Source organism: Peribacillus sp. TE19612 (assembly GCF_056279465.1).
Map to the genome: position 1 here is coordinate 17,679 of NZ_JBWCCL010000009.1, position 25,704 is coordinate 43,382.

The 25,704-nt window shown below is 40.8% G+C and carries 24 protein-coding genes and 1 pseudogene; 5 read left to right on the top strand and 20 right to left on the bottom strand.

Features of this window, described 5'->3' with window-relative positions:
* Window positions 1-524: 524 nt before the first annotated feature.
* The 9 genes and pseudogenes from ACZ9AO_RS16415 to ACZ9AO_RS16455 form a co-directional block, all read right to left on the bottom strand.
* Window positions 525-1,667, bottom strand: a complete 1,143-nt coding sequence (locus tag ACZ9AO_RS16415; protein ID WP_251541908.1) for a mannitol-1-phosphate 5-dehydrogenase — start codon at window positions 1,665-1,667, stop codon at window positions 525-527.
* Between the two features lie 5 nt (window positions 1,668-1,672).
* Window positions 1,673-3,763 carry a BglG family transcription antiterminator gene (locus ACZ9AO_RS16420; protein WP_476109475.1) on the bottom strand — a complete coding sequence of 697 codons (2,091 nt, stop codon included), beginning with the start codon at window positions 3,761-3,763 and terminating at the stop codon, window positions 1,673-1,675.
* An 86-nt stretch (window positions 3,764-3,849) separates the two neighbouring features.
* Window positions 3,850-5,793, bottom strand: a complete 1,944-nt coding sequence (locus ACZ9AO_RS16425; RefSeq protein WP_048683178.1) for a PTS mannitol transporter subunit IICBA — start codon at window positions 5,791-5,793, stop codon at window positions 3,850-3,852.
* Window positions 5,794-5,993: 200 nt separating this feature from the next.
* The gene (locus ACZ9AO_RS16430) at window positions 5,994-7,286 is read right to left on the bottom strand and encodes a CitMHS family transporter (RefSeq protein WP_063594521.1); all 1,293 of its coding nucleotides are present in this window, start codon (window positions 7,284-7,286) and stop codon (window positions 5,994-5,996) included.
* 204 nt (window positions 7,287-7,490) lie between these two features.
* Window positions 7,491-8,372: a helix-turn-helix transcriptional regulator gene (locus ACZ9AO_RS16435; protein ID WP_289353483.1), complete on the bottom strand. Its 882-nt coding sequence runs from the start codon at window positions 8,370-8,372 to the stop codon at window positions 7,491-7,493.
* A gap of 134 nt (window positions 8,373-8,506) precedes the next feature.
* Window positions 8,507-9,196, bottom strand: coding sequence for a response regulator (locus ACZ9AO_RS16440; RefSeq protein ID WP_251541912.1), 690 nt, complete (start codon window positions 9,194-9,196; stop codon window positions 8,507-8,509).
* Window positions 9,197-9,207: 11 nt separating this feature from the next.
* Window positions 9,208-10,785, bottom strand: a complete 1,578-nt coding sequence (locus tag ACZ9AO_RS16445; protein ID WP_072273434.1) for an ATP-binding protein — start codon at window positions 10,783-10,785, stop codon at window positions 9,208-9,210.
* Between the two features lie 283 nt (window positions 10,786-11,068).
* Window positions 11,069-11,269: pseudogene (locus ACZ9AO_RS16450) on the bottom strand (collagen-like protein); the annotation flags it as partial.
* Between the two features lie 361 nt (window positions 11,270-11,630).
* The gene (locus tag ACZ9AO_RS16455) at window positions 11,631-12,557 is read right to left on the bottom strand and encodes a DNA-3-methyladenine glycosylase family protein (RefSeq protein WP_285856584.1); all 927 of its coding nucleotides are present in this window, start codon (window positions 12,555-12,557) and stop codon (window positions 11,631-11,633) included.
* A 181-nt stretch (window positions 12,558-12,738) separates the two neighbouring features.
* Between ACZ9AO_RS16455 and ACZ9AO_RS16460 the strand changes: the two genes are divergently transcribed.
* Together ACZ9AO_RS16460 and ACZ9AO_RS16465 are read left to right on the top strand one after the other, a co-directional pair.
* Window positions 12,739-13,335: a bifunctional transcriptional activator/DNA repair enzyme AdaA gene (locus tag ACZ9AO_RS16460; protein WP_476109476.1), complete on the top strand. Its 597-nt coding sequence runs from the start codon at window positions 12,739-12,741 to the stop codon at window positions 13,333-13,335.
* Window positions 13,325-13,867: a methylated-DNA--[protein]-cysteine S-methyltransferase gene (locus ACZ9AO_RS16465; protein WP_476109477.1), complete on the top strand. Its 543-nt coding sequence runs from the start codon at window positions 13,325-13,327 to the stop codon at window positions 13,865-13,867. Before ACZ9AO_RS16460 ends, ACZ9AO_RS16465 begins: the two co-directional genes overlap by 11 nt.
* A 25-nt stretch (window positions 13,868-13,892) precedes the next feature.
* Here ACZ9AO_RS16465 and ACZ9AO_RS16470 read toward each other — a convergent pair whose 3' ends face one another.
* The 4 genes from ACZ9AO_RS16470 to ACZ9AO_RS16485 all read right to left on the bottom strand — a co-directional run bounded on the left by ACZ9AO_RS16470 (window position 13,893) and on the right by ACZ9AO_RS16485 (window position 16,186).
* Window positions 13,893-14,336: a DUF2690 domain-containing protein gene (locus tag ACZ9AO_RS16470; protein WP_476109478.1), complete on the bottom strand. Its 444-nt coding sequence runs from the start codon at window positions 14,334-14,336 to the stop codon at window positions 13,893-13,895.
* Window positions 14,337-14,420: 84 nt separating this feature from the next.
* Window positions 14,421-14,882 (bottom strand): DUF2690 domain-containing protein, encoded by a 462-nt coding sequence (locus ACZ9AO_RS16475; RefSeq protein ID WP_063594528.1) that lies wholly within the window; start codon window positions 14,880-14,882, stop codon window positions 14,421-14,423.
* A 371-nt stretch (window positions 14,883-15,253) separates the two neighbouring features.
* Window positions 15,254-15,880: an NUDIX hydrolase gene (locus ACZ9AO_RS16480; RefSeq protein WP_476109479.1), complete on the bottom strand. Its 627-nt coding sequence runs from the start codon at window positions 15,878-15,880 to the stop codon at window positions 15,254-15,256.
* A gap of 39 nt (window positions 15,881-15,919) precedes the next feature.
* Complete coding sequence (locus ACZ9AO_RS16485; protein WP_034309540.1) at window positions 15,920-16,186, bottom strand: transporter suffix domain-containing protein; 267 nt, start codon at window positions 16,184-16,186, stop codon at window positions 15,920-15,922.
* Between the two features lie 218 nt (window positions 16,187-16,404).
* Here ACZ9AO_RS16485 and ACZ9AO_RS16490 point away from each other — a divergent pair, with 218 nt between their 5' ends.
* Window positions 16,405-17,085: a copper homeostasis protein CutC gene (locus ACZ9AO_RS16490; RefSeq protein WP_476109480.1), complete on the top strand. Its 681-nt coding sequence runs from the start codon at window positions 16,405-16,407 to the stop codon at window positions 17,083-17,085.
* A 16-nt stretch (window positions 17,086-17,101) separates the two neighbouring features.
* On the opposite strand, the gene ACZ9AO_RS16495 is transcribed toward ACZ9AO_RS16490, so the two are convergent.
* The gene (locus ACZ9AO_RS16495) at window positions 17,102-17,539 is read right to left on the bottom strand and encodes a UPF0715 family protein (protein ID WP_251541921.1); all 438 of its coding nucleotides are present in this window, start codon (window positions 17,537-17,539) and stop codon (window positions 17,102-17,104) included.
* A gap of 85 nt (window positions 17,540-17,624) precedes the next feature.
* On the opposite strand from ACZ9AO_RS16495, the gene ACZ9AO_RS16500 reads away from it, so the two are divergent.
* Window positions 17,625-17,849 (top strand): hypothetical protein, encoded by a 225-nt coding sequence (locus ACZ9AO_RS16500; RefSeq protein WP_476109481.1) that lies wholly within the window; start codon window positions 17,625-17,627, stop codon window positions 17,847-17,849.
* Between the two features lie 260 nt (window positions 17,850-18,109).
* Here the strand turns inward: ACZ9AO_RS16500 and ACZ9AO_RS16505 are convergent, their stop codons facing one another.
* The 4 genes from ACZ9AO_RS16505 to ACZ9AO_RS16520 all read right to left on the bottom strand — a co-directional run bounded on the left by ACZ9AO_RS16505 (window position 18,110) and on the right by ACZ9AO_RS16520 (window position 21,668).
* Window positions 18,110-18,847, bottom strand: coding sequence for a MerR family transcriptional regulator (locus tag ACZ9AO_RS16505; protein ID WP_476109482.1), 738 nt, complete (start codon window positions 18,845-18,847; stop codon window positions 18,110-18,112).
* Between the two features lie 553 nt (window positions 18,848-19,400).
* A complete protein-coding gene (locus ACZ9AO_RS16510; RefSeq protein ID WP_476109483.1) occupies window positions 19,401-20,243 on the bottom strand; it encodes a pentapeptide repeat-containing protein in 843 nt (280 codons plus the stop codon).
* Between the two features lie 251 nt (window positions 20,244-20,494).
* A complete protein-coding gene (locus tag ACZ9AO_RS16515; RefSeq protein ID WP_251541924.1) occupies window positions 20,495-20,953 on the bottom strand; it encodes a VOC family protein in 459 nt (152 codons plus the stop codon).
* Window positions 20,954-21,158: 205 nt separating this feature from the next.
* Window positions 21,159-21,668 carry a GNAT family N-acetyltransferase gene (locus ACZ9AO_RS16520; protein WP_476109484.1) on the bottom strand — a complete coding sequence of 170 codons (510 nt, stop codon included), beginning with the start codon at window positions 21,666-21,668 and terminating at the stop codon, window positions 21,159-21,161.
* A 296-nt stretch (window positions 21,669-21,964) separates the two neighbouring features.
* Between ACZ9AO_RS16520 and ACZ9AO_RS16525 the strand changes: the two genes are divergently transcribed.
* Window positions 21,965-23,353, top strand: a complete 1,389-nt coding sequence (locus ACZ9AO_RS16525) for an L-cystine transporter (protein WP_072273439.1) — start codon at window positions 21,965-21,967, stop codon at window positions 23,351-23,353.
* A gap of 139 nt (window positions 23,354-23,492) precedes the next feature.
* Here the strand turns inward: ACZ9AO_RS16525 and ACZ9AO_RS16530 are convergent, their stop codons facing one another.
* On the bottom strand, window positions 23,493-24,695 hold the full coding sequence (locus tag ACZ9AO_RS16530; protein ID WP_476109485.1) for a hypothetical protein: 1,203 nt from the start codon (window positions 24,693-24,695) through the stop codon (window positions 23,493-23,495).
* A 147-nt stretch (window positions 24,696-24,842) separates the two neighbouring features.
* Window positions 24,843-25,499 carry a phosphatase PAP2 family protein gene (locus ACZ9AO_RS16535; RefSeq protein WP_476109486.1) on the bottom strand — a complete coding sequence of 219 codons (657 nt, stop codon included), beginning with the start codon at window positions 25,497-25,499 and terminating at the stop codon, window positions 24,843-24,845.
* Between the last annotated feature and the right edge of the window lie 205 nt (window positions 25,500-25,704).

Sequence of the window (25,704 nt, forward strand, 5' to 3'; positions counted from 1 at the left end):
GTATTTGCTCCAACTCACGAGTATTTGCTCCAAATTCACGAGTATTTGCTCTAAATTCACGAGTATTTGCTCCAAACTCACGATATTTGATCCAAATTCACGAGTATTTGCTTTAAATTCACGAGTATTTGCTCTAATTCACGAGTATTTGCTCCAAACTCACGAGTATTTGCTCCAAACTCACGAGTATTTGCTCTAACTAAATTCGTGAATAATAGCTCTAAATCTCTTGCAATAGCACCAAATTATTAAAAAATGCACCAAATTCTCGATTTATTGTATGAATCCTCCTTTTTCAATTCATTCTTTCAGCCCTTTTCGTCAAATAAATCAAAACGATTACGATTTATACTTTGAAACACTCTCTCTTGTCTTGACTGTCTTCCATTATAAAACGTAATGATTACTGTTTACAAGGTTTTTTTTTTGAGTTTTATAGATTATCGGATGCCAGTTCCTTCTATAGATTGGCTTTTTGATTAAGTAAAAAACTCCTGAAAAAGATTTCAGGAGTTCTTCTGTTTTTATTTCAAGTTGTTGTAGTGGTTGATGACTTCTTCGGTTATTTCGCTATTCTCGTCCAATCCGCTAACTTCCTTAAGTGCTGAAGCTACACCGTGTTCTTTGATCATCGTTTGCAGTTTAAGGGCTTCTTCATCTTCGTTAAAATCAAAGAGTAAAGCGGCCGCTATCGCTTTCGCCAGATTAGTATAGGATAGGCCGGCTTTCTTTGCTTCTACGGCAGGGCGCACGAGACGGTCGTTTGGCCCGAGTTTACGCAGCGGTGAACGTCCGACTCTATTCACCGAGTCATTAAGGTAGGAGTTTTTAAAACGATTAATGATTTTTTCGATATACTGCTGATGCTCACCTGCATCCAAACCGTATTGCTTTATTAAATAGGCGCCCGTTTCGCCTAGGGTTTTCTTGACTTGCTCCACAATGCTCGCGTCTTCCAATGACTGGTCTATGGTTGATTTTTTATTTTTGAGATAACCGAGGTAAGCAATGACGGCATGTCCTGTATTAACGGTAAACAGTTTTCTCTCAATGAATGGGGCGAGTTCTTTTACAATGGTCATCCCTTCAACGGCAGGTATGCTTTCCTTCGTTTCAACGACCCATTCATAATAAGGTTCCACCAAAACATCGAGTGATCCTTCGTTATTTTGGATAGGAACGATGCGATCGACTGCTGAGTTAAAGAAGTAGACTTTATCGGCTAGTTTTTCCTTAGTAGCTTGATCCAAGTTTTCCAAAATGTAGCCTTCTAATAGGTCTGTTGCCGATATTTGGTTTTCGCAAGCGATCACATATAGTTTTTCATCGGTTTCCTTCACTCTTGATGCTAATCCTTTTGCAATTAAAGGAGCGATATGAGGCAAAATATTGGGACCGATAGCAGTGGTGAGGTAGGTTGCTTCGGAAATTGCTTTAATGACATCCTCTTCCTGCTTTAAACTGTTTAAACCCGAAACATTTTTCACAGTGACTGATTCTTGTTGATCAGTGGCCAGTTTGACTTGATATTGCTTTTTATCATTTAACTGATCGATGATTTGATCAGCTATATCTACAAATGTCACATGATATCCAGATTGTGAAAAAAGTGCTCCGATAAATCCTCTTCCAATGTTTCCTGCACCGAAATGTACTGCTTGTTTCATTACAATCATCCCTTTATCAAGTTAGTATATAAATAATCCAAAAATATGGCTTCCAGCCTTCTTCTAATCATTTCTTCGTCCGAAGATGAAAAAATCATGATGGATTCATTGCTTTCAATTAAGCTTGAACTTATTAAGCTGACGATTTCCTGCTGCTTCACACTCAATTCTTCAGGTGCCAGCATCAGCAGTAAATTTTTCATATGGACGTCATTTCCGTCCATACCTTTGACCAAACGATATTCCTCCAGGTGGGCCACCTGGAATATCAGTTCTTTTACATTCTTATGTCTCGTATGGAAAAGGCCCATTCCCGTGCCGGGAATGCCTAAACCGCCCTTTTTTTCCCGTTCCTTCAAGGATTTGACCACATCATCCGCACCCATCAGCAGCTCTTCCGTTTCAGCCATCCTCACCATTTCTTCGATGATTTCTGGATGTCCTTTCCGATGCGGCAGCCGATAAAACCGGAAATTATCCATGATCGACTCGATGCTCTGCTGGGCGTCTTTCAATTCCAGCAGCACTTCTTTCAGTTCGCCATCCTCTTTTTTGGTCACGGTATCCTTATCGGCTGACTGAATGCCATAACGCTTATTCTTCGTGAAGTTTTCGATATTCTTCCTTAAATAATTCCTGATGTTCAAAATATTCTCTTCACTCAATAGAGGGGATACAAGGATATAATCACTATCGATATACGGAAGCCGTACGGTAGAAATGATCACATCATAGTTTTTCAGACTGCCCTGCTGCTGGATGTCTTTAATCGTCTTGATTTCTACAGTCTCGATTTCGATGATTTCCTTTTTGATCCGGCTTGCAAGCATCTTCGACGTACCGATACCTGTCGGGCAGACGATGAGTGCCCTTATTGATATTTCTTCCTCCCGAAGCACTAATGCAGATCCGAAATGAAGGACGATGAAGGCTATTTCATCTTCAGGAAATTCTTTTATTTCTTTGAATCCCTTTTCCAGACTGGTCTTCACTGCCAGAAAGAGGACCGGGTACTTTCGCTTAATATCTTCGGTTAATGGGTTGTACAATCCCATTTCCTGTTTGATCCGGAAAAGCGATGGTTCCATATGGGCAAGGAGCCCCTGATACAATGGGAAATCCTTGGTCAAATCGATTTGCAGTTGTGCCGAAACATCTTTTATCAGGTTTCTTATCAGCTGGCCAAGCAATACACTGTCATAGGGAACGGCATCAGCCGCATGAAGCCTGGAGCCTTTAAGGATCGCTGCAAGGTAGCTTATATCATCGATGGTAAAAGAAACTTCCAGCATGGTTCTGAGTTCCTTGCCTATTTTATTCATGAGATTATTCTCATCGGAAAGTTCGCTTATTTTATTGAAGTCCTTCTCCAAAAAATATTGGCTTTCATTCCTTTGCAGGGTTACATAAATATGTACAATTAACCCTATATACCCGCTATCCGCCAATCGGGAATGGGCACTGTTAAAAGTTGAGTTCAGCACCCCATCGATAGCCAGAAGATATTCGGGATCGAAATAGTCGAGGATTTTCGCTTCTGGAAATTTTCCTTCTTGCAGCAAAAATAAACTTTCAATCAGCTCTTCATTAAAGAAGTGCAAGAAATAGGCTGCCTGGGCTTTCCGTTTATTTTCTTCGGTGCCGGCAAGCTCTATTCCGACTCCCCTTTTTCTGGTAATCACGATATTAAAATTCTTTAACCATTCGGTCAGTTCGTCCAAATAGGTTGTAAGAGTCGTAATGCTTATACCGAGATCCCCCGCAAGAACTTGAGTTTTATATGATTCTTCCTGCAGTAAAGCTAAAAGAAGATGCAGCTTTCTTTCTTGTGGCGTTTGATCGATCGGATGATTGCCCATCAGGTGCTGTACAAGCCGAAAGACTTGTTCATTCTTCCCGTCGATGGACAGTCCCTCATGTGTATTGCGTGTTAAATGCAACTCGAATGATTGCAGGATTTTTTCTATGGACTTCAGATCGCGTTGAACCGTCCGGACACTAACATTCAATTGTGTCGCAATGGATAAGGCTGTATGTTTTCCTGAAGTTTTTATGATCAATTCTATGATTGATTTTTCCCTTGAAGTAATATACATGCTACCAACTCATTTCTGGTGGAGTAACACGAGAAAATACTGAATAGAAAAGCGTAAATCGCTTTTCTATTCTTGGTTAAGAGTATTTAATTATTTTCTACACTTATAATATCCATCAATTCCCTGGCTGATGTGGCTTTAACCATCTTTTCAATATTCTCCATGTCAGAGCATGTAACTGCAATGCCAGATAGAATTTCAAGATGTGTCCCGTCCTTGCCGGCAATGCCGAATATCAATCGTGCCTTTTGGCCGTCAAAGTCGACACCATCAGGAATTTGTAAAACGGTAAATCCAGATTTAAGGACATCTTTCTTAGCTTCCTCGGTTCCGTGCGGAATGGCTACATCATTCCCCATATAGGTTGAAGTCAATTCATCACGGGCAATCATCGCTTCAATATAGCTTTCCTTAACGTAACCTGCATTGACCAAAGCTCTTCCCGCAAAGCGGATCGCTTCTTCCTTATTGGCGAATTGTTGATTAAGGAAGACATTTTCTTCGCGAAGCAATTCATTACCTTCCTGCTCATCCTCGTCGATGCCAGGCTCGATTGAATGTTCACGAACACCGGGAACCTTCTCTTCAGCATCTTCGACGATTTCATGCAGCTCATCGGTACCGTCATCCTGAAGCCGTGCAAGCAATGAATCGTATTCGGGGCTCGATAGGAAATTATCGACGGATACATGATAGGCATTCGGCACTTTATTCTGTGCCCTTGGAGTTAACTCTTCCTGTGTAATGACGATTTGTGCATCAGCAGGAATGTTTGAGATTGCCGTATTTGTAACAGTGATATTCAATCCGGCTTCCTTCACCTTCTTGCGAAGCAGCGAAGCCCCCATCGCACTTGATCCCATCCCGGCATCGCAGGCAAATATTATTTTGCTGACGTTTGTTGGCATCGTTCCAGGATCTGAAGCGAATACATCGGCAACAGAGCTTTTCTTGCCTTTCATTTCTTGCATTTTTTTCGCGGCATCTTCAATATTCTCTTCAGATTGCTTTCCTGTTTTCAGGATGAATGCACCGACGATGAATGAAACAAGGGCGGCTACGATGACGCCTGCAAAGTTAGCAATATATGCACCTGCATTATGCGGAGTTACCGCTGTAATGGCAAGTATGCTGCCTGGAGATGCTGGAGCGAACAATCCTCCGCCCAGTAGGACCAAAGTGAAAACTCCACTCATGCCTCCAAGAATGACGGCTAAGAATAACATCGGCTTCATTAGGATATAAGGGAAATAAATTTCATGGATCCCGCCGAAGAAATGAATGATGGCAGCTCCTGGCGCCGATTTCTTCGCCGTTCCCTTTCCAAAAAAGCAATAAGCAAGCAGTACGCCGATACCTGGTCCTGGATTCGATTCCAGAAGGAACAGGATGGAAGCCCCTGTTTGTTTAACTTGCTCTACACCAATTGGTGATAGTACACCATGATTGATGGCATTGTTCAAGAACAAGACCTTGGCAGGCTCGATCAGGATACTTGTCAACGGCAGTAAACCTGTACCGACAAGCCAATCGACTCCTGCTACAAGCCAGCCTGTAAATACGTCAACAGCAGGCCCGATGGCCAAGAAGGATAGAATGGACAATAAGCCGCCAATAATCCCCGCCGAGAAATTATTAACAAGCATTTCAAAACCTGCTTTTATTTTCCCTTCAATCAATTGATCGAATTTCTTGATGACATAACCGCCGAACGGTCCCATTATCATGGCTCCAAGGAACATCGGGATGTCAGATCCGACGATGACGCCCATTGTCGCAATGGCACCGACTACGCCGCCGCGGTGGTCATGGATTAGCTTACCGCCCGTATACCCAATTAAAAGCGGCAATAAAAACGTAACCATCGGTGTAACCATTTTGGCAAGGCTTTCATTTGGCAGGAAACCAGATGGGATGAATAGGGCAGTGATTAGCCCCCATGCTATGAAAGCTGATATATTCGGCATGACCATTGAACTTAGAAAGTTACCGAACTTTTGAACTGCAACTTTTATATTAAAGTGAGCCATTTTTGCTCTCTTCCCTTCTTATTAATAGTTTCCTTTAATCTTAAGGTACGTACATCCCTCATTCAATAAAAGAAAAAGCTAACTTTGTCGCGAAAGAGAAGACAAACATAATGTATCTCACTTTTCCAGATTTATTCAGCGCTTGATGCAGACAGAAAAGAGTCCCGTTCGCCAACGTGACGAACGGGACTCTTAGAGCTTTATAGCGGGATGATTCCCAATAGGACGCAAACCACTATCATGACAAGCGTCGATCCGCATGCCCATTTCAGGAAAGTGCGCTGCAAGGCACCGAAATCTTCCCCTACCATTCCAACCAATAGATAGGTAGATGGAACAAGCGGGCTTAATAGATGGACAGGAAGCCCCAATAGTGAAGCTCTGCCGATCAGGGCAGGGTCAATTCCATAAGCAGCTCCCGCTTTAGCAAGTAATGGGAGCACCCCATAATAAAATGCGTCATTAGACATGAAGAACGTAAAAGGTGCTGAGATGATGGCTGTGATGACAGCAAAATGTGCGCCCATTTGATCTGGAATATGCTGAATCAAAGAGTTTGCCATGGCATCGACCATCTCCGTTCCGGCAAGGATCCCAGTGAAAACACCTGCCGCAAAAATCATCGAAATAACAGATAAAGCATTGTCCGCATAGTTTGCTACACGTTCCTTCTGATCACTGAGTTTCGGATAGTTAACCGTAATGGCAATCGCGAAACCTACCATGAACAGAACCGCTGAAGGCATAAGTTCCATAATCAGCGCAACCAGCAGTGTAAGAGTCAATGCGTAATTGAATATGATCAATTTAGGCCGTTTAAGATAAGCATCTTCCGTTGCAGCCGCGTGCTGTGCCACAGCATGATAATCGACTTCAATGATCCCGATTCTCTTTCTTTCTTTTTTACCCAGGCAATATGCCATGAAAAGGACGAATAGGACTCCGCCAATCATCGCAGGAATGACAGGGGTGAAAACATCGGACATTTCAAGTTTTAAAGCGGTCATCACCCGTGCTGTAGGGCCTCCCCAAGGAAGAAGGTTCATGACTCCAGATGACGAAACGGCAATACCGGCCAATACTAGCGGTCTCATTCCAATCCGTTTATATAGCGGAAGCATGGCTGAAATCGTTATCATATATGTAGTCGTACCATCTCCATCCAAGGAAATCAGCAAGGCCAGGACTGCCGTGCCGATGGCAATTTTCACCGGATCTCCTTTTACAACCTTAAGGATCGTATTGATGATTGGGTCAAAAACCCCAGCATCAATCAAAATGCCAAAGAAAAGGATCGCAAATAAAATCATGATTCCCGTTGGCGCAACGTCTTTGATGCCTTCCAGCGCCATCTCACCCATTTTACCGCCAAACCCGCCAATAAGTGCAAAGGCACTTGGTACTGCAATCAAAGCTATCATGGCTGAAAGTCGCCCTGTCATAATTAAAATCATAAACACTAATATCATCAAGTATCCTAATAAAGCGAGCATATCTATCACTCCTATCTTCTAATAAGATAAAGTGTATATGAAACCGCTTCATTTGTAAGCGTTCTCAATTTATTGTGTTTTAAAACTATTTTGTTAATTGTGTTCATTGTGTTCACGGAAGCGATTTTTCGAGGATGAACCGAACGCCACTCCCCGGGTTGAATGGCGCGTTCTTTAAGGAATTCAGCGATTATTTAGGCGCATTTATTCTTCAAATGATAAATTTGCCGGTCCGTCCAATAGGTCACAGCCGTAGTCTATATTGGTCGTTGGTGTATCGATACTGACTTCCTCGAATTCCAGTTCATCAATCCATACTTGGCCGCGCCCTGAAAGAAGGACCCCGAATGAAATGATGGCACTGTTTTCGGGTACATCCAGGACAATATAATAATGGTTCCATTCCGTATCGTTGACGATGGGCCGATCCCCCATATTGTCGAATTGCAAAACATCCTGAAGCGCATTATCCACCCTCATCCATAAACCACAAAATCCATCAACACCTTTTGATTTTAAAAAACCCGACAGTTTCATTCTTTTACCAAGGTAATTTTCGGCCTTGAATTGCTGCATCATCGTTGCAAATTCCTCCTGGGATTCGGCAGTGACGGATTTCAGGAATCCTGATGCCTGTCCTTTATGGAATGTCTCCCGGTCAATTCCCATTTGATAATTGAATGGATGACTCCCGCTTAAATTCCAGCCTTTTAATAATTGTTCGTTTTTCATCGTCATTTCCTCCTTTTGCAAGGTTAGTTTACTTACGAGTTTCCGATATTGCCCTGGCGGCAGGTCATAATATTTCTTGAATGAACGAGTAAAGGATTCCTGTGTTTCAAAGCGGTAATATAAAGCAATATCGATTATTTTTTCATCGGTATAAAGCAGCATGTTAGCTGCATTGGCAATTCTTCGATATCGAATATATTCCGATACGGTCACGCCAACCTCTTTGTGAAAAATACGATGATAATGAAACTTCGAAAAACCTGCGAACCGTGCGATGTTCTCCAAGGACAATTCGGCTTGTAAGCTATTCTCTATATATTCAATCGTTTTTTGGATGATGGGGCTATATCTCATTTCCGAACCTCCTTAAGAAAAGGATAACAGATTAACATATCGTTTTTTTGACATATATTGCTTTTTTCATAATCTTTCAAACGATGCATCATAAAAAAAACACCTTCAATCTAGAAGGTGTCTCTCACTTAATTCTATTGGATTTTATAATATCTTCGCTCAGGTCTCCCCACTACCCCATATACGACTTCCGCTTTACATTTCTTAACGGAAATCAAGTATTCCAGATAGCGTCTCGCAGTTGTCCTGGAAGCACCGATCTGTCCGCTCACTTGTTCAGCCGACAAACCGATATCGCTTGCTTCGAGTACCTCTATCACCTTCGCCAAAGTGATTTCGTCGACCCCTTTCGGCAGGTCCAGCCCATCGTTCGATTCCAAAACGGATGAACCCTTTTTCAAAATGAGATCCACAAAATCCTGATCTATCTCTTGTTTGGATTTCATCAGATGGACTTTCTTCAGATACTCTTCGATAACTTGGTTGAAGCGCTTCATCTCCACTGGTTTAATTAAATAATTCTCCACACCATAGTGAAGCGCCTTTTCCAGTTGTTCTTTATCCGTTGCCGCGGTAATCATGATGATATCCACATTCGGGAATTTTTTCCGTATGTCCGGAAGGAGGTCTGTACCAAGCTGATCCGGCATATAAACATCAAGCAAAAGCAGATCCGGGCTTTTCTGTTCCAAGATCCGAAGCGTTTTTTTGGCATTGACAGCTTTTCCGACCACTTCTATTTCATCAAAGTTTTTCAAGAATTTTTCATGGATATCCGCTACACGAAAATCATCTTCTGCGATGACTGCTCTTATCTTCTGCATTCTTTCCCTCCTCACTGTTCTTTAGGAAGATAAACGGTGAATATGGTGTTCCCATCCTCGCTTTGAACCTCGATGATGCCGCCCAGCTCCTTGACGACATGATCAGCATTCGAAAGTCCATAACCACTTGGACTTCCGCTGTTTTTCGAAGTGAAACCCCGATCGAAAATATGGGCGATGGCATCCTCAGGTATTCCTTTTCCGTTATCACTCACTTCAAATACCATATCATTTCCGATATCTGTGGCGAAAAATTTCACGAGCGGCTCTTCCATGCTTGAAACCGCTTCAAGTGCATTATCGATAATGTTGCCTAGAATCAATGTTAGTTGTGACAATTTTATATGATCCGGCAGTTTCTCTAGGTAGCTTTGTGCGTCTATTTCAAAGATGATCTTCTTTTCCGATGCTTTCCCGATCTTGCCAAGTAACAGGGCTTGTACCTTTGTATCCTTTATCTGTTCGAACACGACACGGTTCAGGGAATGCAATTCTGATGTTTCGCTTTGAATCATATCGATTGCTTCATCATATTCCCCTAATTGTATCAATCCTGATAGGACGTATAGTTTATTGGTAAATTCATGGGTTTGTGCCCTTAAATCCTCTGAATGCATCTTCACTTCCGATAATGTGTTGACCATTTCCTCAATTTCCGTTCGATCACGGAACGAAGCGACAACACCGCTTACCCCTTCACTATCGAAAATCGGCGTACAATTGACGATAACGGATTTGTCTTCCCATGAAATCTCCTTATCCACTTGCGGTTCACCGGACTTCAGCACCTCGAATAAATATTTCGAAGGAAATAGGCCATCGACGTTCAAATGGCGAACGGACTCTTTAATATCCAGCAATTTTTTCGCCGGCTGATTCATCGAGGTAATCAGCCCATTTTGGTCAATGGCCAGAATCCCTTCTTTCACCGATTGAAGCACTGCATTTTTTTCTTTATATAAATTGGCGATTTCAAATGGTTCCAGCCCCAGTGTATCTTTACGTATGCTCCTTGCCAGCATATAACTGCCAATGATCGAGATCATGATGGCCACTAAAGATACAATCATCTCCTTGGACAAATCCTTGAAAATTTGGGCGCGGACATCGTCCACCAAAAAACCGACGGAGACGATTCCAATTATTTTTCCATCCTCATTGAATACCGGTGACTTCCCCCGAATGGAAAGACCGAGTGATCCTGCCGCTTCGGAGACATAATATTCGCCTTCCCGAATGGCCCTGCTATTATCCCCGCCTTCCATCCGCTTCCCAATTTCGGAAGCCAGCGGATGGGAATAGCGAATTCCCTCTGCATTCCCTACAACGATGAACTCAGCACCTGTTTCCCTGCGGATCTTTTCGGCAATCGGCTGGATGATGCCAGCGGGATCATCCGTCTCAAAAGCCTCTGTAACGGTAGGCATGAAGCTAATCGTCTTTGAAAGCTCCAACGCCAATTGACCTTTATCCTTCGCTATTTGCCTTCCTTCCATATAGGAAAAAGTAGTCGTCAATAACAGGATCAAAAACAGGCTCAATGATAGAACTAACCCGAGAATCTTGGTTTCCAGCGATACTTTCCTCATATTCAACAGCATCCTCTATTTTCATTTTCATTCACTAATTTTTATAGGAGCATAATGATTTTACCATTTCTATTAAATATTGAACATTGTTGGCCGTTTATTTCTCAGTGTCCTATTTTAAGAAAGATGGACACGCCGATGATGGTGCGAAGTTCAAGGAGCAGTTGTTTTCCACCTTGTAATCTTAATGATGTTTCTCTTTGGACAATGCTAGTTCTGTCTTGAAAGCAAAACAATCAGAAACATAAAATGCTCAAAGGAAACATCTCCTTTGAGCATTTTTTCAAAAACAGCTAAATGAATTGATTTGTCTTGTATTAATGCCAAAAATCGTCCAGAATCTGCCATTCCACCTGAAGCCAGCTACAGAACGCGGACCGACGAAAATGGGATAATACCAGAAACGTGCACCATTGTTTAGCCATATAAAAGTATTCCTGAACAGACAAAACGAAATCGCACCCGGATCTACGGCAAATGCTGAAATCGACGTTATTTGCAGTTTTATCTCCGAATATGGAGTTATATCGACGTAATCTTCTGTTTTATCTCCGAATATAAAGATATATCGACGATTTCTATAGTTTTATCTCCGAATATAGAGATAAATCGACGAAATCTACTGTTTTATCTCCGGATATAGGGATATTTCGAAGTTACTTGCAGTTTTATCTCCGAAAATGGAGATATATCGACGTAATTTATAGGTTTATCTCCTAATATGGAGATATATCGACGTTACTTGCTGTTTTATCTCCGAATATGGAGATATATCGACGAATTCTATAGTTTTATCTCCGAATATAGAGATATATCGACGTTACTTGCTGTTTTATCTCCGGGATTCAATATAGCAATCTCCATAAATAGAAGGTTGCATAGGATTCCCAATCGGCCCACGCTTCCGATAGTTTCCGGATTTCCGCTTTCGTTGGTTTTGCTTCTGTTTGCATGAGCAGTTTCATGGAATTATGCAGCCCGACGTCATCGATGGGAAAGGCTGCTGGAAAACGCAAACAGCGCATCAAAACATAGTTCGCTGTCCACGGACCGATTCCCCGTATGTTGGTCAGCATTTTTTCAGCCTCTTTTACATCCTTTGCATTCAATAGCTTTTCTTTAGTAAGTTCCCCTTCTGCAATCAGTTGAGCAACACCTATTAAATATTCACACTTCTTTACTGTCATCCTCAAATCGGAAAAATCTTCGACGGTCAATTTCGCGATCGCATCAGGTGTCGGAAACAGCCAATATTGCTTTCCTTCGAATTCAACATATTCACCAAATCCCTCCACAAGCCTCCGTTTCAAGGTATAGGCATAAGTTAAGTTAATCTGCTGACCAAGTATTCCCCAGGCAATCGCTTCAAATAAATCAGGGATGCCCATATTTCTCAAGCCGAAGAATTGGCTTACCGGCTTTTGCAATAAAGGGTCCTTTTGGGCCAATTCATAAAAAGGAAGCAGATTTGTCTCAAGATCGAACCAGTGACGAACGTATTGGGAAACAGCATCCTTTACCTGATTTTCCACCGGGGCAGTTCGTCCTGGAAAACGAACGTTCAGCTCCGTTTCATTCAAAGCACTGATTTCTACTAAAAGTGTCTCGTTTTCGACAACAAGTGCTCGATAAATCTTTTGATCAACAATATCGAACAGACATTCATTGGAGGATCTTGATAAATATTTAAGATTTTCCGAAAAACTAAACTCTTTTGGTGCACGAATTCTCAATTCATTCATACCTTCATCATTTGATAATGTCTCTTTCATTCTGCTCCTCCTATGTCCCGTTCCCTTTATTCTAATAAAAAATAAGTACGTTATCTTGCTCTTTCATTTAACTCCCTAATTTTAACAAATTCCATTGAACAATTACGTTATCTTGCTTTTATATTATCAAAATGTTTGTATATCAACCCTTTCTTGTATACTAAATGGAGAGGTGAATGTAGTGAATCCGAAAAAAGCAGATTTCCCGAATGAATATTGGAAAGCTATTATAGATTGTGATGCAGCATATGATGATCATTTTTTATACGGGGTAATTACGACAGGCATCTTTTGCAGGCCCTCCTGTAAATCAAGGGTGCCTAAAAAGGAAAACGTGAAGATCTTCAAAAATGCCATGATGGCTTTGGAAGAGGAGTTCCGGCCTTGTAAACGATGTAAACCGGAAGGACTGAATGTGCCGACAGAAGAATGGGGTGAACAAATAGCCGAATGGATCGACACCCATTACAGCGAACCCCTCACTTTGAACAAATTGGCGGATATTTCCCACGGCAGCCCGTATCATTTACAACGATCATTCAAGCGAGTGAAGGGAATATCGCCCACTGAATACATTCAGCGGCTTCGCCTTGAAAAAGCGGTGAGGCTGCTGGAAACCTCCGAACTGCCGATAACTGAAATAGGCTTCGCTGCCGGGTTCTCCAGTACGCCCTATTTCATGACGTTATTCAAAAGGAAAATGGGGAATACCCCTTCAGGATATAGGAATGCTTATCTCAAAACTCAAGCTTTGGAGCGTGAAGCAAATGAAGAATGATAAAAAACAAACCATTGACTGGGCCATATTGCATTATGATAAGTGGCAATTATATGTGGCCAGGACGGAAAAAGGGCTTTGCTATGTAGGCTCTCCCGGTCAAACGTATGAAGAACTGAAGTCCTTGATGCAAAAACGCTTTCCAAATGCGAACCTTGTTGAAAATAAAAAAGCATTAAATCCCTATCTTACAGAACTACAAGAATATTTCGAAGGAACCAGACAGACTTTCTCTCTTCCCGCAGATATAAAAGGCACCCCCTTTCAACAAGAAATTTGGGCAGCGCTGAATCAAATACCCTATGGACAAACCTGTTCCTATTCCGATATTGCCCAAATCATCCAAAGACCTGCAGCTGTTCGGGCGGTTGGTACGGCCATTGGCGCCAACCCAATTCTGATCACGGTGCCATGTCACCGGGTTATCGGAAAAAACGGGGCCATTACCGGATACCGTGGAGGTACGGAGATGAAACGATATCTACTTCAATTGGAAGCACAATCTGACCGAAAAAAAAGCATCCGGCTATAAGGATGCTTTTTTGCGTTTTTGTTTTTTAGTACCAAATAGTCACCGCTTTATTATAGGCATCACTATTTGGAATCGCATGGATCCCTTGAGCCTGTGCTTTGCGCGGGTCATAATCATATACCATTGGTGTATAGCATGAGGTCTGCCCGATATTCACAACACCATTGCCCCCGGAACTAGAGCAGGTATAGGCCTTACCATCAGTACTTCGGACGATTCTCGCATCCGCTTCATGATTGTATACGGCGGGGCGTGTTACGGTCACTTTTGCCCAGGCGGTTTTACACACAGTGCTGTATTTCAATTCTACGTACGAATTGGAATCGATCCATTTTTTATCCTTCGTTACCGCCGAATTTGCACAACTATTATAGTATGGACTTTTTCCATCATAGGTGTGTGTTTCGGCCAGTGCTTGATTTTTTCCAAATCCAAGGTCGACAATAAACATCGACAGTGTCATCACCATGGATAAACCTATCATTTTAAGCTTTTTATTCAATTCATTCATCCTTTCTTTGCAAAAATATAGATGAAGGTTTTTCTTTTTTCATTAATACCAGTCGGTTTCACCTGCGGTATATGGCCAAAAGGCTACCGCTTTTGCTTTTCGCGGATCTAAATCATATACCATCGGTGTATAGCATGACGTTTGACCTTTATTTATTTCACCATTTCCTCCAGGAGATGCACAGCTGAATTGTTTATTATCAGTATTGCGGACAACCAATGCCGTTGCCTCACCATCTGCTTTAGCCGGTCTGCTTAGAGTAATCTTCGCCCAGGCTGTTTTACAGACAGTGCTGAATTTCAACTCCAAATTGGCAGAACCGCCATTGGCATAAATTTTCACCGACTTCTTCGTGACAGCGCTATTCGCACAACTATTATAGTAAGGACTTTTTCCATCATAGGTGTGTGTTTCTGCTGAAGCTTTGCTCGCAAAAGAATCAAGGGAGCCAAAAAGGACTAAAGAAGCTACAAAAAATGAAATGCATAAAACCATTTTTTTCATTATTTCACTCATCCCCTTAACAAAATTTATACACTGTTCATCTTACGATTTTGTAATATTCTTACAAGTGATAAATTCCCTAGTTCATGAAAAACTACATCCCCGCCCTTACGCTGCCGCCTGGCATCATCACTACAATCTGGTGTGTCTCGCTTTATCAGCTGAATCATCACAGAGACAAAGTCATTATCCCTATGAGCCAGTCAGGACAAATAAGGTAACAACTAAGAACTTATGCGTATCAAGCTGGAACAAAACGAGCCAATAGACTGCCGTTGATCAGGAAAGATACAGGTCAATATACTTAATGTTTTTTCAAGAAAAAAGAAAAGCCCCGACAAAACACGAATCGTTTTGTCAGGGCTTTATTTTCATTTAGCGAGGTTTTCTCTGATTAATTTAATGATGCTATTATAATAGGAACGATCATGCGGAACGAACTCACTCCGTCCTACAAATCGATCGATCATCATCCTGCGGCCTTCGTGATTCATTTCAAATCCCTTAATATTCACTTTGTCCTTCGCTTCTGTCCAAAGCTCTTCGAAGTCAGTCAGCACTACCTTCACCATCCCGGAAACCTCTTCTGGCTGCAGGGTGAAATCATCGAAGCCATGTGTACGTTCATATAGAAAGACGTTTGCCAGTTCTTTATCGATGAAACCTTCTTTCGTTTGATGGTATTCAATAATCCCTAATGGAACCAACTCGTCAAAGGAAACGTCAATGCCTAGCTCTTCTTTAATCTCCCTTACTCCGTCGTATACCGTTTCATGAGCCAATAAATGGCCGGCAGCCGTAATATCCCATAGATTCGGATAATCTTTTTTCATCGCACAACGATGCTGAAGATATAGGTAATCCACGCCCGCTTCCGAACTTGCGAACCAGCAATGGAAAACCTCATGCCAATGTCCCAATCTATGTACTTCCTCTCGCGAAGCCACGCCGGTTTGAATGCGATTGGAATCGAAAACTTTCAACAACTCAGTTTCCATTGGAGCTTCACTCCCAGCCCTTTTTTATAAAAAACAGCTTCAGCCTTTTTCTTTTCTCCAATTTTTCGGGTTTAAATAGCCTTTATATTTAGCGGCCACTTCTTTCCCGACCAAAAGCGCGCCTGCCCAAAACATCACTTCCGCAAAGACAATCGCACCTGTTATGACCCCAGCCTTAACCGCAGTCGAAAATGGCGTAAAAGGAGCTGCGACAGGAATGATCCAAGTGAGAAGGGAAATGATAAGGAACCCCATCCCTACTTTGTAAAATCTCGATTTCTTTATTTCCTTACTTTCTTTATCCAATTAAATAACCTCCGTCATGATGATTTTCATTTAATTACCCCACCGAACAAATATACCATTGAATATATTCTTTTTTTATACGTTTGAATGTTTATTTCGTTTCATAAATTTGAGAAATAAAGATATTCCATTTGAGGAAAACTATTAATGAATTGACTTTACGATTTTTAATGGATTTAATATTCATATAACACTTGCATGCAGGAAAGGAAAATCCAATGTACATTGAATTCATTGCCACAACGATAGAAGATGCCCTTATAATCGAAGAATCGGGCGCAGACCGAATCGAGCTTGTCAGTTCTTTAGCCGAGGGTGGATTAACTCCAAGCCACGCCCTGATAGAAGCTGTCGTCCATTCAGTGAAGATACCAGTCAACGTGATGGTAAGGCCTCATAGCCAGTCGTTTTGCTATACGCAAAAGGATTTGGAAATCATGAAAAAAGATATCCAAATCATTCGATCACTGGGAGCGAACGGGGTTGTATTAGGTGCATTAAATGAAAAAAATGAAATCAATCGACCATACCTCGAAGAACTATTGACCGTATGTGAAGGTTTGGAGATTACATTCCACCGAGCCATCGATGATACGCACGACCCTGCCATTTCAGCTGAAATGCTAGCACAATATCCAGAAATCACTACGATATTGACCTCAGGCGGGCATGGGGATTTCCCTAGCCGCATGAAAACGATTCAACAAATGAAAAGAGTCTGCGGCGACATAGCCATACTGGTTGGAAGCGGATTGAATAAGGATAATATCCTTTCTATCCATTCCGAACTGCATACCGGTCACTATCATTTCGGTACGGCTGTTCGAAAAAACAACAGTATCATTGAAGGAGTTACATTAGAAAAAGCTAAAGAAATCGTAAACTTGCTAAAGAAGTAATGTTGAAAGGGACCATTTAACCGGTCCCTTTTGTTTGTCTGAGAGCTTTTTTTTGTAAAAAGACCGAATCCCAAAACCAAAAAAACAGTGCCGCTAAAAGGCTGATTGCATAGTAATTCTTTGTAGTTAAAATATCCATGCTGAAGTCAAAATTAAGCACCGAACTATAAATGAATACGGCCGGCAAAGAGAAAAAAATATAAAGGCAAAAATAGTTTAAACTGAATTTTTTAGGATGTTTATTGAAAAGGACCTGTACCGGAACAGCAAATAATAAATAAGGGATAACGACATAAAAAGAAATCACGATAATGCCAATCACTCCCCAGGTACCCAGGCTGAATACAACCAACACCGTGGAAAGCGACAGACAGGAAGAAACTAGACTAAAAAAATAATAAGGAATCACATCGCTTAGCTCCGAAACCTTTTGACTGATTTTCCAAAGTTCCATTTTAACCAGTACCTCGCAGTCTACCATAATATAATGGGAATTTTTACATAATCATTATACTATATAAAATGGAGGTGTTTTTATTTTGGAGCTATATATCGAGTTATTCGTGTTTCTGGCCATCATCTTTTTAATCGTCCTTTCCAATAGATTCATACCCTGGTTGGTAAAAGCCGCCATTGTCGTTTATTACTCTGTCATTTCCTATATCTCATTACCACAAAAAATAAAATTGATGAACGGTATGAAAATATCACTCCTGTGCCTGACGCCTACTGGGATAAAAATTCAGCCTGGGTTGACACGATGACTGGTTATTATTCATGGTCCTTTTTAATCATTCTCCTGTTCATTTATTTTAAATGGTTCACAAGTGTGAAAAGTAAGGAAGCGAAGGGATGGGTGCTAATTAGTTTCATTCCATCTTTGGCCGTTTTTTTACTTTTCATATTCATATTCAATTTTTCATACGGGTATAGACCATAGGGGTTGGCTATTACCTGATATCCAGCTCCAATAAGAAGGTTGCCTGAGCAACCTTCTTATTTTGAAATTTCTTAATCTTGAGCTTTAATTTTTGTTAGCATCAGCAAAATACCCCATCGCATCACACATGAATTTTGCCAATCCTTCACCGTATTGATCGATATTTTTGGTGAAGCGTTGATCGTCCATGTACATTTGACCTAATCCTTTGAAAGCATCCAGCGAGTATGTGCCGAAGTTATTGTTCAAACAATCATACCATTCTTTAATGGCCTCTTGTGCCTCCTCCGACTTAGGCGAAGCATCTCGGATTGCCGCAAGTTTTAAATAGATCTCCGATACAACTTTCTGTGCATCTTTGGACATGCCCGCCACTTTAGCCTTCGACTCATCGACAGCTTTATCCCCCCAAAGCTTGCGAGCCTCTTCTTCATATGGATTCTGACTGAAGTCAAATCCTTCAAATTTCTCTTTATTCGTCATCTGAATTTCCCCTTTCATATGCTTGATCGATTTTTCGACCGTCTTAATTAATTTATCGAGCTGACTGCGTTTCTCCCGTAACATTTTTTGATGTTGCTTTAACGCATCTTGTTTATCAAACGAAGAGCTGTTTACCATTTGTTTTATTTCCTTTAATGGCATGCCAAGTTCCCTGAAAAACAGGATTTGCTGCAACATCTCAAGATTATCATTCGAATAAAGCCTATAACCTGCATCGGTTATTTCCTCCGGCGATAATAACCCGATTTCATCATAATAATGCAGTGTCCGCACACTAATGCCAACCAAATCGGCTAGCTCCTTCACTTTCATTGCCACTGCTTCTTACCTCCTTTCGATATCATTTACATTAAGGTATCACGCAACGTCAGAGTCAAAGGAAAAATGAACATTTCCCGCCCAAATTTAAAAGACGATCCTTCCTAATGAAGAATCGCTGTTGGTATAGTTCACTCTTTGTAAAAGCTTCGGAATAAAGCCAAATCTAATTTACTTGTCCGCTATTGATGTCATGCACTATGTAGTAAATTTCCCATTACTCGTAAGTTTAACGCATTTACTCGCGAGTTTCGCGCTTTTACTCGTGAGTTTCACGCTTTTACTCGTGAGTTTCACGCTTTTACTCGTAAGTTTGGCACTTTTACTCATGAGTTTGGGCTTTACTCGTGAGTTTCCTCCTTTTACTCGTGAATTTCACGCTTTTACTCATGAGTTTCACGCTTTTACTCGTAAGTTTGGCACTTTTACTCATGAGTTTGGGCTTTACTCGTGAGTTTTACGCTTTTACTCGTGAGTTTCGCGCTTTTACTCGTGAGTTTGGCACTTTTACTCGCGAATTTCGCGCTTTTACTCATGGTAATTAAACATCCTTCTACCTCCAATGATCGGGAATGCATAATGAGTGTGGTAATTTTGTCTTCGTGTCGCCTTTAGCCGAGTTAACCTGTGCTTGTGTGATGAAGAAACTTCCGGTGAGATCGGCACCGCTTAAATCGGCGTCCCTAAAATCTGCACCGATCAGGTCCGTCACTCTCATGTCTGCTTCCCTGAGGTCGGATGCAATAAGCAAAGCCCCTCTTAAGTTCGCTCCCCTAAGGTCAGCACCTCTCAATTTTGCACCGATCAGGTCACTTCCCCTGCCTATTTTGTTCGGCTTTTTCTTATTTTTCTTAAATGAAACCTTTGCACGCACCATTTCACTTGTGCGCAGAAGTAAATCGTTAACGATCGTTCTATGAGCTGGTACATTCAGGTCCATGATAGACTTTGGACTTTGTTTAGTGAGATATTCCGTGTCTTCAAAAGCGGCCTGCAATTCTCGGTGAAGAGGTTGCGCATCTTCTATATTCAGTGCTTCATTTAAGTAGCAAAGCATTTCATGGAGTTGTTGCACAATTGGAAAAACTTCGAACATTTCCTTTGCTGATGCTGGGTTGTCCCTCCAATCATTTCCATCATAGGTGAGCTGGGATACCTTTTGACCGGCACCGAAGCATTCATATACCGTGCAGCCTTTATACCCTTTTGCTCTGAGATTTTCATGGATGCCGCAACGATAATCGGATTGAAGGTTTGAACATGGTGTACCTCCATCTTTATCAAATGCAAAATCAGCAGACTTTGCATAAGGCAGGGCTACACAGCACAGACCAAAACAATTCTCACAGTCTGCACGTAATTGATTATGGATACTATCGTTATTTGTTAATTGCATTCTTACACTTCCTTCTATAAAACACTGGCTCTGCCTTTTTTAAATCAAAAGTTTCATACAGAATATTTTTTTGTTTTCATTTTATCAAAAAACCCAATTAATCTATATATTAACAAAATACAAATAAACAAGAAATCTGAAATTAATCATTAGAGGGAAGCAAGTGCCCTTAGCCATTCCATATTGATTGCTCATACTTCTATAAAAAATTAATGATTGAGACTGGGCGGGGAAATTTTCCTTTACAAAGTTCACCTGGTTATTAGTTCTTCCCATTCTTCAAGCGAAAGTTTTTCGGTCATATGCTTATATGCATCAGGGACTTTTATCGAACACATAAGTTCGAGACTATTGCCATCGGGATCATTGAAATAGACGGAAGCGTTTCCTTGGTTCGGACGCACAAATGGTTCAATCGTTGTCCTTTTTCCAAAAGGAACGACTTCAATTTGCAAGGATTTGAGCCAAGTTAATGCATTTTTCATATTATCATAAGTTACCCGAAAGGCGATATGCCTTAGTGAAGGGTGGTATGGAGTTTGATATTCCTTCCCTTCCCATAAGCCGACCCAGCTTTTGTTTTCCTCGATCCAAAAGAAGGCAGTATCTTCATCCCTCCAAGCTAGTTTCAAGCCTATTTTCTTATAAAAATCCATAGAGATGTCCAGGTTCTTGACTGGTAAATGGGCTTCATATAAACCTTCTATCATATTAGATTCACCTTTCTTCTTTTAAGTAAAGGAACTCTTTTGCCGGGAAAATAACTCACAATTATTTACTCTTAAGTCCTTTGCGACAATCAAGCGGTCTATCCTCGGTTAGTTTACAGGGAAGGTCCTTTCTGTGACAGCCGCTACCTCCCTCTTTTCACAATTTAAAAATGGAATGCGTTCTATTATATAGAAGAAAATGGATTTAAAGGTTCCTACTATAATGGAAGAATATTAGCTTTTGACCCGAATCCGCACTAATTTCCTCATTAATCGAAATCCGTTCAAAACCGTTTTTTACCAAAACCTTTTGGGAGGCGATATTGTCACTTGTCGTTTTGGCATGTATTTGAGTCACATTCAAATCCGGCGCCAGCTTCATCAAAAGCTTTAAAGCTTCATTTGCAATCCCTTTTTGCGTAAACGCTTCACCGATTCTATAACCGACATGAGCCGTACCCTTGATGGGGTCGATATCCACAAGATTAATCCTGCCGACGATTATGCCTGAACCATCCTTAATCAAATAAAAAGAGGAGATGACTTCTTCTTGTTCTTTTAATAATTCCTTATGCCTGATTCCAAACGTTCCAAAGCTATAATAATCATCACCCCGGCCTGGGACCGTTTGTTCGAAAAACCTTCTATTATTGCATTCAAATGCAAATAACGCTTGTGCATCCCGTTCATTAAGCCTGTCAATGTATATATCCATCATTCTTCCACCCTTTCAAAAAAAACGCTAAGCATGCGGCCTAATCTATCATTCAAGAAAACAAAGGGCTTATCCTTCCTGATATATATAGATAGATAAAGATTTGTACCCTAGCTTGATTCAGCATCCCTTTATTGTTCCCTCAAATCCAGTTCCTGAATAAAGATAAATACATGAATTACTTGTAAAGTCAAAAATAAATTATTTTCTTCTGGTAAAAAATCAACGGATGATGTATCATAGGCTTCAGATATTTATTATTCTCATTTGATTAATCGGAATTAGGAGGAATATATATGATTGGTTATGTGTTTTTAAATCTTGCCATAATGCTCGTTCTTTTAGGCGTTTTATTTTACATGAATAAGAAGCATATTTCCTTTACAAAAAGGGTCTTTACTGGACTTGGTTTAGGAATTGTATTCGGACTTCTTTTGCAGTATTTCTATGAACCTCAGTCAGAGGCGATCGTTAAATCGGTCGATTGGTTTAACATTGTAGGTTCCGGCTATGTCAAGTTCCTGCAAATGATCGTCATGCCGCTTGTCTTCATTTCAATCTTATCCGCATTCACAAGATTGAAACTGACTAGCAATATTGGAAAGATCAGTGTCCTGATCATCGGAATCCTGCTTGGAACGACTGCGATTGCAGCTGCTGTCGGGATCACCTCGGCAACTGTATTCAATTTGGAAGCCGTTCAAATTGAGCAAGGGGAAGCGGAGTTAAGCCGCGGAGATCAAATATCGGAAACATACGGTACGATTCAGGATAAAACGATGCCACAGCAAATTCTTGAATTGATTCCGTCCAATCCGTTCCTTGATTTAACGGGTGCACGCCCGACATCAACCATTTCCGTTGTAATTTTTGCTGCATTTCTTGGGATTGCCTATTTAGGAGTCAAAAGGAAACAGCCTGAACATGCTGAATTTTTTGCTAAAATAGTAGATACATTGCACAGCATCATCATGCGCGTAGTAACATTGATCCTGCGTTTAACACCTTACGGGATCTTGGCGATCATGACGAAGACGGTAGCTACGAGTGATTTGGATGCCATCCTGAAATTAGGGAAATTCGTAGGTGCCTCATATGTGGCCCTGATTGTCATGTTCCTTATCCATTTGCTATTGCTGATGCTTGCAGGATTGAATCCAATCGTATATTTGAGAAAAGCTTTCCCAGTATTATCGTTTGCCTTCACTTCAAGAACAAGTGCTGGCGCTCTGCCATTGAACATCCAAACACAGAAACAACTAGGGGTGTCCGAAGGTATTGCCAACTTTGCCGGATCCTTCGGTTTGTCGATCGGTCAAAACGGCTGTGCCGGAATCTATCCGGCCATGTTAGCGGTCATGATCGCTCCAACGGTTGGGATCAACCCGCTAGATCCTTCCTTTATCGCCATGTTGATTGCCATCGTGGCCATTAGTTCTTTCGGGGTTGCAGGTGTAGGCGGAGGAGCAACATTCGCTGCCATCCTTGTATTATCTGCAATGAACCTGCCAATCGCCTTGGCCGGCCTGTTGATTTCCGTCGAGCCATTGATCGATATGGGTAGAACGGCCGTGAATGTCAGCGGAAGCATGACTTCCGGTATTCTGACTAGTAAAATAACGGGCGACCTGGATAAAGAACAGTTCAGCGAAGAATCATCTTTGAAAATTGAAGCTGAAATGTAAAAGAAAAAAGCATCGGACTTCCTGTCATTGGAGGTTCGATGCTTTTTTACATAGGCTGTACATTCAATTCAACCAAGATTCTTGGTGCAAAAAGTAATAAGGGATTGATGCTTGAAACCCAGTTAAGATAAAATTCATTTTAAATAAGTACATACCAGATATTTTCTTGTTTCTTATATCTTCCCTTTATTTCTCCAACGCCATCAATGGTTAGCGAATCATTGGTTTCAGAGGGTTCATTCCCTACTATCAGATGTAATTTATTTATGTTTTGAATTCCATGATCAACATGGGCAATAACCGGTTGTTGAATAAGAAAATCTTCATTGTTCATTCTTACTTTTATAAAGCTCTTATGTAACAGTCTATCTTCTAATGGGATGATATTCATCGGGTCAAAGGATTTAGCAATTATTTTCCCTTCAATATATAAATGAATGCCTGCTTGTTTATTAAACTCTTCAAATGCTTTCATTCTCTTTTCGATAGCAAAATTAATGACTTCCTCTGTTTCAGGACTTATTTTCACATCAGCCATTGAATGCTCCATATAGTCACCGGACTGCTGTTTTAATAGGTCATATAATGTATCTTCTCTATCAAAAAAACTTTCCATCCAGCCTGGTGAAAGCTCCTCAAGTAACAAACACATAAATAAACCGGAACTATAACAACTTCTTCTAATACGAGAAGTAGATTCATATTTGTTTGTTAGTTGTTGTGCATACTTTTTTAAAACCGAATCGTAATCAAGCGGGCTTTTTTCCGAGTAAGCCTTCAATTCGACATACCACGCAGGTCCCTCGATAGTTTCAATCAAATTTTCATATGTCAGGTACTCTTCAATCATGGCTGCTCTTTTTTCCCTTAGGGCAATGAAGGCATTAAGGTATTGTTTCTTCTTAATTAGGTCATTTTCCAACATTGCACAATAAAGATTTGTTCGTTCCTGATTTCTTAATTCCACATTTTCTTTTGACAGCGGATATGTGATTCCCAGCATTTCATCGGGAAACCGTTTTTCATCCTTTATATATTGATAGCCGTGAAACAATTCATGAACCAGCATTGAAAACAAATCTTCATATTCCTTATAGTGATCCATATTAACAATTGCAGTGGGATATTCTTCATACATAATGATTGTGTCAGCAGTAAACTCGGTATCCCACTTTAAAATATGATATGTACATGGTGGATTGTTACTGAATTTAGGATGATTAAATAGATAAACATTACTCTTGTCATATATTGCAAAGGCAACAAGTTCAAAATCCGGCCAATAATTTTCCAACTTTGCTTTAACCAAGTCTTCAGCCATTCGATCAAGATGGTGCGGCATTCTTTTCCTCCCTCCACTGTTTCCATTCGATTAAAAACATAATACCATATATAATTTACATAAATGCCCAATCATTCAATAAAAAAAAACCGCTGTAACATATCAACTCATGGGAGCGAATATTCTTACAGTGGCTTTTTCCTGTGGTCACTTTTTAATTTGCCTCGCTGCGTAATGATTGGCCTGAAAAGCCGATAGCGCATGGAACGTATACTGGACGGCTGCATATACCCCGCATGCAAGGAGGATTCCTGCGAGTACATCCAATACAGCATGCTGTTTCGTAAATAGCGTGGAAAGGATGATCAGTGTTCCGAATGCAGTGACACTGGCATACTCCCATTTGTGCTCTTCTTTCCGCTTATGGGCGACGATCATCATGATGAATGTGGTCAGTACATGTATGCTGGGGAGGCAGTTGACAGGTTGATCATGACTATAGATGAACCGCATTAACTGGGCAAAGATATCGTTGCCCACGACTTCTGGACGCGGAACTGTCGTTTGCCAAAGGCAATATACTATAAAACAGAGAAGTTTCCCCGATATCAAACTGCCTAATCCGACGAAATAGTGCTTTCGTTCAACGAAGCAATAGTAAATCAGCAATCCATAAATATACGGATACCAAAGTAAATAAGGAACGGCAAATTCTTTAATAAAGGGAATCTCCCCATCTATTATAGTCGTAACATCGACAGCATGACCTGAAGATTGATTGATGATTGAATAGATGGAACTAGTAATCATCAAAAGTAATAAATAATATAACGGGTGAAAGGATAGTAGGGAATTGTTTTTCATAGCTCGCTCCGGCTTTCAATATATTGGTTTTTTTCCAAAGATTATTATACTACATTTTTCACTAGATTAACTCTTTAATCGCTAAAGTTAATGATTCCCATGGACTAGTAAAATGGATATCTCTTACTTTTCATCCGACTAAGAATACATAACGAAAGCCATGGCATATACCACGGCTTGATATGAAACTTATATGCGGGAAGGC

Excerpts from the sequence above, each read along its gene's own strand:
- ACZ9AO_RS16415 (WP_251541908.1), bottom strand. The coding sequence starts at position 1,667 with ATGAAACAAGCAGTACATTTCGGTGCAGGAAACATTGGAAGAGGATTT.
- ACZ9AO_RS16420 (WP_476109475.1), bottom strand. The coding sequence starts at position 3,763 with ATGTATATTACTTCAAGGGAAAAATCAATCATAGAATTGATCATAAAA.
- ACZ9AO_RS16425 (WP_048683178.1), bottom strand. The coding sequence starts at position 5,793 with ATGGCTCACTTTAATATAAAAGTTGCAGTTCAAAAGTTCGGTAACTTT.
- ACZ9AO_RS16430 (WP_063594521.1), bottom strand. The coding sequence starts at position 7,286 with ATGCTCGCTTTATTAGGATACTTGATGATATTAGTGTTTATGATTTTA.
- ACZ9AO_RS16435 (WP_289353483.1), bottom strand. The coding sequence starts at position 8,372 with ATGAGATATAGCCCCATCATCCAAAAAACGATTGAATATATAGAGAAT.
- ACZ9AO_RS16440 (WP_251541912.1), bottom strand. The coding sequence starts at position 9,196 with ATGCAGAAGATAAGAGCAGTCATCGCAGAAGATGATTTTCGTGTAGCG.
- ACZ9AO_RS16445 (WP_072273434.1), bottom strand. The coding sequence starts at position 10,785 with ATGAGGAAAGTATCGCTGGAAACCAAGATTCTCGGGTTAGTTCTATCA.
- ACZ9AO_RS16455 (WP_285856584.1), bottom strand. The coding sequence starts at position 12,557 with ATGAAAGAGACATTATCAAATGATGAAGGTATGAATGAATTGAGAATT.
- ACZ9AO_RS16465 (WP_476109477.1), top strand. The coding sequence starts at position 13,325 with ATGAAGAATGATAAAAAACAAACCATTGACTGGGCCATATTGCATTAT.
- ACZ9AO_RS16470 (WP_476109478.1), bottom strand. The coding sequence starts at position 14,336 with ATGGTGATGACACTGTCGATGTTTATTGTCGACCTTGGATTTGGAAAA.
- ACZ9AO_RS16475 (WP_063594528.1), bottom strand. The coding sequence starts at position 14,882 with ATGAAAAAAATGGTTTTATGCATTTCATTTTTTGTAGCTTCTTTAGTC.
- ACZ9AO_RS16480 (WP_476109479.1), bottom strand. The coding sequence starts at position 15,880 with ATGGAAACTGAGTTGTTGAAAGTTTTCGATTCCAATCGCATTCAAACC.
- ACZ9AO_RS16490 (WP_476109480.1), top strand. The coding sequence starts at position 16,405 with ATGTACATTGAATTCATTGCCACAACGATAGAAGATGCCCTTATAATC.
- ACZ9AO_RS16495 (WP_251541921.1), bottom strand. The coding sequence starts at position 17,539 with ATGGAACTTTGGAAAATCAGTCAAAAGGTTTCGGAGCTAAGCGATGTG.
- ACZ9AO_RS16510 (WP_476109483.1), bottom strand. The coding sequence starts at position 20,243 with ATGCAATTAACAAATAACGATAGTATCCATAATCAATTACGTGCAGAC.
- ACZ9AO_RS16515 (WP_251541924.1), bottom strand. The coding sequence starts at position 20,953 with ATGATAGAAGGTTTATATGAAGCCCATTTACCAGTCAAGAACCTGGAC.
- ACZ9AO_RS16520 (WP_476109484.1), bottom strand. The coding sequence starts at position 21,668 with ATGGATATATACATTGACAGGCTTAATGAACGGGATGCACAAGCGTTA.
- ACZ9AO_RS16525 (WP_072273439.1), top strand. The coding sequence starts at position 21,965 with ATGATTGGTTATGTGTTTTTAAATCTTGCCATAATGCTCGTTCTTTTA.
- ACZ9AO_RS16530 (WP_476109485.1), bottom strand. The coding sequence starts at position 24,695 with ATGCCGCACCATCTTGATCGAATGGCTGAAGACTTGGTTAAAGCAAAG.
- ACZ9AO_RS16535 (WP_476109486.1), bottom strand. The coding sequence starts at position 25,499 with ATGAAAAACAATTCCCTACTATCCTTTCACCCGTTATATTATTTATTA.